Source organism: Micromonospora sp. RV43 (genome assembly GCF_001029515.1).
GTDB lineage: Bacteria > Actinomycetota > Actinomycetes > Mycobacteriales > Micromonosporaceae > Micromonospora > Micromonospora aurantiaca.
Map to the genome: position 1 here is coordinate 1 of NZ_LEKG01000270.1, position 6,342 is coordinate 6,342.

General features: G+C 71.5%; 9 protein-coding genes. 5 read left to right on the top strand and 4 right to left on the bottom strand.

What is annotated here, in order from left to right; all coding sequences use genetic code 11:
• Positions 1-64 precede the first annotated feature (64 nt).
• Complete coding sequence (locus ABD52_RS35485) at positions 65-451, bottom strand: YkvA family protein (RefSeq protein ID WP_047894611.1); 387 nt, start codon at positions 449-451, stop codon at positions 65-67.
• 129 nt (positions 452-580) lie between these two features.
• Between ABD52_RS35485 and ABD52_RS41250 the strand changes: the two genes are divergently transcribed.
• Both ABD52_RS41250 and ABD52_RS41530 read left to right on the top strand, forming a co-directional pair.
• Positions 581-880 (top strand): DUF1992 domain-containing protein, encoded by a 300-nt coding sequence (locus tag ABD52_RS41250; RefSeq protein WP_235437658.1) that lies wholly within the window; start codon positions 581-583, stop codon positions 878-880.
• A gap of 39 nt (positions 881-919) precedes the next feature.
• Positions 920-1,051, top strand: a complete 132-nt coding sequence (locus tag ABD52_RS41530) for a hypothetical protein (protein ID WP_255352911.1) — start codon at positions 920-922, stop codon at positions 1,049-1,051.
• A 6-nt stretch (positions 1,052-1,057) separates the two neighbouring features.
• On the opposite strand, the gene ABD52_RS35495 is transcribed toward ABD52_RS41530, so the two are convergent.
• Both ABD52_RS35495 and ABD52_RS35500 read right to left on the bottom strand, forming a co-directional pair.
• Positions 1,058-1,624: a maleylpyruvate isomerase N-terminal domain-containing protein gene (locus ABD52_RS35495; RefSeq protein WP_047894612.1), complete on the bottom strand. Its 567-nt coding sequence runs from the start codon at positions 1,622-1,624 to the stop codon at positions 1,058-1,060.
• A complete protein-coding gene (locus ABD52_RS35500; protein ID WP_047894613.1) occupies positions 1,621-2,397 on the bottom strand; it encodes a class I SAM-dependent methyltransferase in 777 nt (258 codons plus the stop codon). Before ABD52_RS35500 ends, ABD52_RS35495 begins: the two co-directional genes overlap by 4 nt.
• 234 nt (positions 2,398-2,631) lie before the next feature.
• On the opposite strand from ABD52_RS35500, the gene ABD52_RS35505 reads away from it, so the two are divergent.
• Positions 2,632-3,591: a TerC family protein gene (locus ABD52_RS35505; RefSeq protein WP_047894614.1), complete on the top strand. Its 960-nt coding sequence runs from the start codon at positions 2,632-2,634 to the stop codon at positions 3,589-3,591.
• A gap of 55 nt (positions 3,592-3,646) precedes the next feature.
• The gene (locus tag ABD52_RS35510) at positions 3,647-4,504 is read left to right on the top strand and encodes an MBL fold metallo-hydrolase (protein WP_047894615.1); all 858 of its coding nucleotides are present in this window, start codon (positions 3,647-3,649) and stop codon (positions 4,502-4,504) included.
• Between the two features lie 32 nt (positions 4,505-4,536).
• Here ABD52_RS35510 and ABD52_RS35515 read toward each other — a convergent pair whose 3' ends face one another.
• Positions 4,537-5,259: a hypothetical protein gene (locus ABD52_RS35515; RefSeq protein ID WP_235437659.1), complete on the bottom strand. Its 723-nt coding sequence runs from the start codon at positions 5,257-5,259 to the stop codon at positions 4,537-4,539.
• Between the two features lie 231 nt (positions 5,260-5,490).
• Between ABD52_RS35515 and ABD52_RS35520 the strand changes: the two genes are divergently transcribed.
• Positions 5,491-6,243 carry an SDR family oxidoreductase gene (locus ABD52_RS35520; RefSeq protein ID WP_047894616.1) on the top strand — a complete coding sequence of 251 codons (753 nt, stop codon included), beginning with the start codon at positions 5,491-5,493 and terminating at the stop codon, positions 6,241-6,243.
• Positions 6,244-6,342: the final 99 nt, after the last annotated feature.

Sequence of the window (6,342 nt, forward strand, 5' to 3'; positions counted from 1 at the left end):
CCGTTCCCCCGGGACGGCCACCGGCACGTCCGCCACCTGCCCTGACACCGGCCCGCCGCTGCTCTCACGGGCCGAGCAGGCGCAGCAGCAGCCGCGGCTCGCCCGGCCACGCGTCGAGCAGCACCTGCCGGGGCACCTGCCGGGCGGCGTAGCGCAACGCGAGCGCCACCACCACGATGTCGTCCAGCGGGCCGATCACCGGCAGGAACTCCGGGATCAGGTCGATCGGGCTGGCCACCCAGATTCCGGCGACCACGATCGCGACGCGGGCACGGCGGGGCACCCGCGGATCGCGGCGAAGCCGTCGTACCGCTGTCACGCAGTCGGGCACGAACGCGGCCAGATCGCGCAGGATCCCCGGCGGCAGGCGCCGGGCCAGCAGTACCAGGACCGCCCAGCTCACAATCAGGCAGACCGTCGCCACCGCGAGTCCGATGAGCCAGTCGCGCACGCCGTCACCCCTCTCCCCGGGGGCACGCTACGCCGCAGTCCTGCCCGGCGCCCGGGAACAGCCCGGCCCCGTTCGACGCTGACCCTTGTCGGACGGCGGCGGATACCGTGGGTACGGGAGGTGACGGCGGTGACGACAGACTGGGAGGCCGCGGTCGAGGCGCAGATCCGCTCGGCCCAGGAGCGCGGCGAGTTCGACAACCTGCCGGGCGCCGGCAAGCCCATCCCGGGGCGTGACATGCCCTACGACGAGGGCTGGTGGATCCGCAGCTTCATGGAGCGCGAGCAGATCCCGTCCGACCTGCTGCTGCCCACCCCGCTCCAGTTGCGCCGCCGCATCGAACAGCTCCCGGCCGAGCTGCGTGACCTGCCCACCGAGGAGGCCGTCCGGTCGTACGTGGCGGCGCTCAACACCGAGGTGGTGGCCTAGCTGCGTACCCCGACCGGGCCACGCGTGGTGGTCCGCCCGGTGAACGTCGACGAGGCGGTGCGCCGCTGGCGCGCCGATCGGGAACGCGCCGCGCCGGGCGTCACGGCACCGGAGTCGCAGCGTGCCGCCTCGGCCCGGCCGCGCCGTCGCTGGCGCTGGTGGCGTCGCTGAGAGCGCTCAGGGAAGCGCCGCCTGCCAGGTCCACGCGGTACGCCGCGGCCGGTCGCCGAGCGGCGTGCGGCCGGTCAGCCACAGCAGCACCGGCACCGGGTCGCCGCCGGGGGCGTCGGGGAACAGCCGGCGCACCACGCGGGCACACGATTCGGCAGGTGGCGACCAGTCCAGGCCGAGCCCTCGGGTCAGGTCGTGCGTGTGCAGCAGGATCTCGGCCACGCCCATCGCGGCGAACCCGCCCGGATCGCAGGGGCCGAAGTGCCACGCCCGGTCGTCCGGGCTCGCCGCGTCGATGGTGGCGGCGAGCATCCCGGCCGCGGCCGCCGCGACAGTGAGCACCTCGGCGGGCGCGGCGTCGGCGCGTACCCGCAGGTCGAACGGGAGGTAGCCGCCGTCGGGCCGGCCGGACACCTGACCGGCGTACGCGGCCAGGTCGTGCGCGACGTGCGCGGCGGCGGTCCAGCAGGACCAGTCCAGGTCGCCCGCGCGTACCGTCCAGTCCCGGTCGGCGGCGGGCCGCAGCACGGCGGTCATCGCGGCGGCGGCGGACCGGACATCCGCGCCGCTCACCTGCGCCGCACCCGCAGTACGCAGGTGAGCATCGGGAGCGTGAACTCCCCGTCTGCCGTCTCCGGCCGGCTCGCCAGGTAGGCGCGGATGCGGTCGAGTGCCTCCGTGCGTTCCCGTTCCGGCATGACCAGCATCCCGGCCCGGGTGGCGAGCGTCGCCACGAGCGAATCGGCGGTACGGCGCTGCCCGTGCGGGAACTCCGCCTGCTCGGGCGAGCCGAACCGGGCCTCGCCCGACTTCGGCAGGTGCATGGTCGCCGTCGCGGCGCGCCAGCTCGCGGGCGTGTCCCGGGGGCCGATGGCGGCACTTCCGCTGACCGCCGCGAGCCCCGCGACCCAGTCGACCCGGTCGTCCACGACGTTCCACAGTCCGGCCAGGACACCGCCGGGCGCGAGGACCCGGGCGATCTCCGGCCCAGCCACGGCCATGTCGAACCAGTGCATGGCATTGCCGGCGACGACGACGTCGACGGAGGAGTCCGGCAGAGGGATCGCCTCGGCGCTGCCGGCGAGCGCACGTACGTCCGGCAGTGTGCGGCGGAGTTCGGCGAGCATCGCCGGGTCCGGCTCCACGGCCGTGACGTCGTCGCTCACCTCGGCCAGGGTGGCGGTGAGCTTGCCGGTGCCCGCGCCGAGGTCGAGCACCCGTACGCCGGGTGCGGGTTCGAGGGCCCATCGCAGGGCGGCGTGCGCATAGTCCGGGCGGTGTTCGGCGTACGCGGTGGCCGCCGCGCCGAACGACGACGAGTGCCGGCGTCGTGCGTCTTCGTCCATCCGGTCACCCTATCGACGGCCGGCTCCCCCTTGACGCACGAACTGTGCTTCGTGAATAATCAATCGTAGTTCGAGGGGGAGTACCCGACGATCCACGCACCGCCGTCAGTACGGGCCCGGCCCATCCGGATCCCGGCGGTGCAGCCACCGCTGCGGGTGGCCCGGGGAGACCTTCGTCCAGCAGCGCCGGAACACCTCGGGTGTGCCGGCCCCGGGCGAAAGGTCCCCTTCGTCATGTCCGTGTCCTGGTGGATCTGGGCCGTACTCATGCTGGCGATCGCGGCGATGCTCGCCGTCGATCTGTTCCTGCACCGCGACAACCACGTCATCGGCTTCCGTGAGGCAGCGGTCTGGTCCGGCATCTGGATCGCCGCCGGCCTGCTCTTCGGTGTCGTCCTCTGGGCCTGGCAGGGCGGTGACGTGGCCGGCACCTACTACGCCGGCTACCTGATCGAGAAGGCGCTGTCGATCGACAACGTCTTCGTCTTCGCGCTGATCTTCACCTACTTCGCCGTGCCGGCCGCGTTCCAGCACAAGGTGCTGTTCTGGGGTGTCATCGGCGCCCTGGTCTTCCGGCTGGTCTTCATCTTCGTCGGCGCCGAGCTGCTCGAGACGTTCTTCTGGACCGCGTACGTGTTCGGCGCGTTCCTCGTCTACACCGGCTACAAGATGGCGTTCCGCCACGACGAGCAGACCCCGCCGGACCGCAACCCCGTCGTCCGGCTGGTCCGCAAGGTCATGCCGACCGACCCGGTCTATCACGGCGACAGGTTCTTCACCCGGGTCGACGGCAAGCGGGTGGCGACTCTGCTGTTCGTGGTCCTGATCGCGGTCGAGGCCACCGATCTGATCTTCGCCGTCGACAGTGTCGCCGCGATCCTGGCCATCACCACCAGCACGTTCATCGTCTGGACCGCCAACGCCTTCGCCATCCTCGGCCTGCGCAGCCTCTACTTCTGCCTCGCGGGGCTGCTGCGCCGCTTCGTGCACCTGCACTACGGCCTGGCCGTCCTGCTCGCCTTCGCGGGCGTCAAGTTGATCCTCTCGGAGACGCCGGTCGGCAAGCTGCCCATCCCGGTCACCCTCGGCGTGATCGTGGTGACGATCGCGGTGTCGATCGGGTGGAGCCTGCGCAGCACCCGGGGCGCCGGGGCGCTCGACGGCGCCGACTCCCCGGCGAGTTCGGCGCGCTGATCCTCCGCCTCCGCGGTACCGCCGCTGGAGCCCATGGGCGCACTACCATCTGCGCATGGGCTCCAGCGGGGCGTCTGTCGAAGCCGTCTTCTTCGGCACCACGACCGTCTACCTGTCCGACGGGGCGTCCGGCATCCTGATCGACGGCTTCCTGAGCAGGCCCTCACTGCTCCGCGTCGCACTGGGCCGCGTCGCCCCCGACCTCGGGCGGATCACCCGCGCTCTCTCCCGAGCCGGCGTCACCCTTCTCGACGCCCTCTTCGTCTCCCATTCCCACTACGACCACGCCATGGATGCCCCCGAGGTCGTCAAGCATCTCGGCGGACGGCTGTTCGGCTCCGAGTCGACTCTCAACATGGGACGCGGCGCGGGTCTCGCCGAGGAGTCGATGACGTGCATCGCGGACGGCGACGAGCACAGGATCGGCGCGTTCACCGTGCGCGTGCTCGCCGGCGTCCACAGCCCGGACAACAGGTTTCCGGGCACGATCGAGGCGCCGCTGGTCCCGCCGGTACGGGCGAGCAGTTACCGCGACGGCGGGTGCTTGTCCTTCCTCATCACCCACCCCGGCGGCTCACTGCTGATCCATCCGAGTGCCAACTTCGTGCCGGGCAAGTTCGACGGACTCGACGTCGACGTCCTCTACCTCGCGATCGGTGCCCTGGGGGTTCAGCCGCAGCGGTTCCAGAGCGACTACTGGCGGCACGTGGTGGAAGCGACGCGGCCCGGCCTCATCGTGCCGATCCACTGGGACAACTTCTTCGTGTCGCTGGACCGCAGGCTGCGCCCGCTGCCGGCGATCTTCGACAGGTTCGCCGTGACGAAGGCGTTCCTCGACCGCAAGAGTGAGGAGACCCGGATCCCCGTGCGGTTCCCCGAGCCCTTCGAGGTGATCAGGCCGTTCGCGAGGTAGGGCGCGCGGCCGTTGAGTTCACCGGCGGGGCGTCAGCGGAACCGGTCGACCGTGACGGGAACCATCCCCTGCCGGCGCACCTGCGTCGTCAGACCGTGCAGCAGCACACCGGCCGCTTCGTCGCGTTCCCCGAGAAGGTCGCAGGTCACGTCCAGTGCCCAGGCGGCACCTGCGGCGACCCGGCGCAGATCCCAGCGGAAGGCGTCGCCGGAGACCTGACGGCGTACCGCGCCCAGGATGCGCGTCTCGGGATCCGCCGGGTCGCCGGTGATCGGCATCTGCCAGGCCTCGCTGAGTGCCGCGAGACCGTCCGGGCTCAACTCGCCGGCGAACAGGATCCGGTAGACGCGCGTCTCGCGGAACCCTGGCCGGGGCCCGGAGTCGTTCAACCGCAAGGGGGACGGCGGCGGAGCCGGAGGGGTGCCGAAGCACTCCCGCAGCGCGCCTTCGTCCGGCAGATCCTCACCGCAGAGGTCCCGATAGAGCGCCGCCGCCGCGGACCGGCCGACGGGCGTCACCCGCTTGCGCAACGCGGCGTCCACGCGTAGGCGCCGGCTGGTGGCCGACGCCTCGTGCCAGCGGCCCTCGGAACGAGTCCAGCCACCGCTCACCAGCCCGGCGGAGGAGTGGTCCGCCGCGAGCAGGAACTCCTCGACCAACAGCCCTTCCGGCACGCCGACACCGTCGTACACCACGTAGTAGTGCAGCGCGGGAGGCAAGCCGGCCATCTGTCGCGCGAGGGAAGTCTTCGTCACACGTGGATTGTCGAGCAGTGCGGGAGCTGCCACCGTCCGGCTCGCCGAGGGCTTCGCCGACGCTAATTACCGGATTACCGGTAACACCAATTGTCTAATACGAACGGTCAAATAGGACGAATAGGTGGTGCACCATAATGACAGTTATGTGCGCGCACGCGATGCGGGAGCGCCTCGGCCCGTTTCGCCGACTACGGTGAGGCGGACGCATCCGAGAGGAGGCCGACGGCGATGCGGATCGCGGTTGCGGGAGCGACGGGCCGGATCGGGGCACTGACCGTCGCCGCGTTGGAGCGGCAGGGCCACGACGTCGTGCGCATCAGCCGCTCTCTGGGCGTGGATCTGACGACGGGCACCGGGCTGGACGAGGCGCTCGCCGGCGTGGAGGCGGTCGTCGACACGACGAACGTGGCGGCAGGCGATCGTTCCGAGACGATTGCGTACCTGGGCGGCCTCACGCGCAACCTGCTGGCGGCCGAGCGACGCGCCGGCGTACGGCACCACGTGCTGCTGTCGATCGTCGGCATCCACCGGGTCGACGACAACGCCCACTACGCGGGCAAGCGGGAACAGGAGCGACTGGTCGCAGGCGGGCCGGTGCCGTGGACGATCGTCCCGGCCACCCAGTTCCACGACTTCGCCGCCATGGTCACCGGCTGGACCGAACGCGACGGCGTCGCCACCGTCGCACCGCTGCTGGTGCAGCCGATCGCACCCCGGGACGTCGCCGACATCCTCGCCGAGGTCGCCGTCGGCGAACCGCGGGGACACCACGCCGACATCGCCGGACCTGCGACGGAGGATCTCGTCGACATGGCCCGGCGCACCCACGAGGCGCGGGGCCGCCGGATCCGGCTCGTTCCGACGTGGTCGGGCGTGTTCGGCACCTCGATGTCCGGCAACGTGCTGCTGCCGGGCGACGGCGCACGCATCGCGCCGACCAGCTTCGACGACTGGCTAGGGCGTGTCCTGCCGATCTTGTAGGGGTTGGTCGTTGACGATGTGTCGGTGGTGCGTCGTGGTGAGTTGACCGATGAGGCGTGGGCGGTGATCGCGCCGCTGCTACCGGAGCCGGGCGGTGCT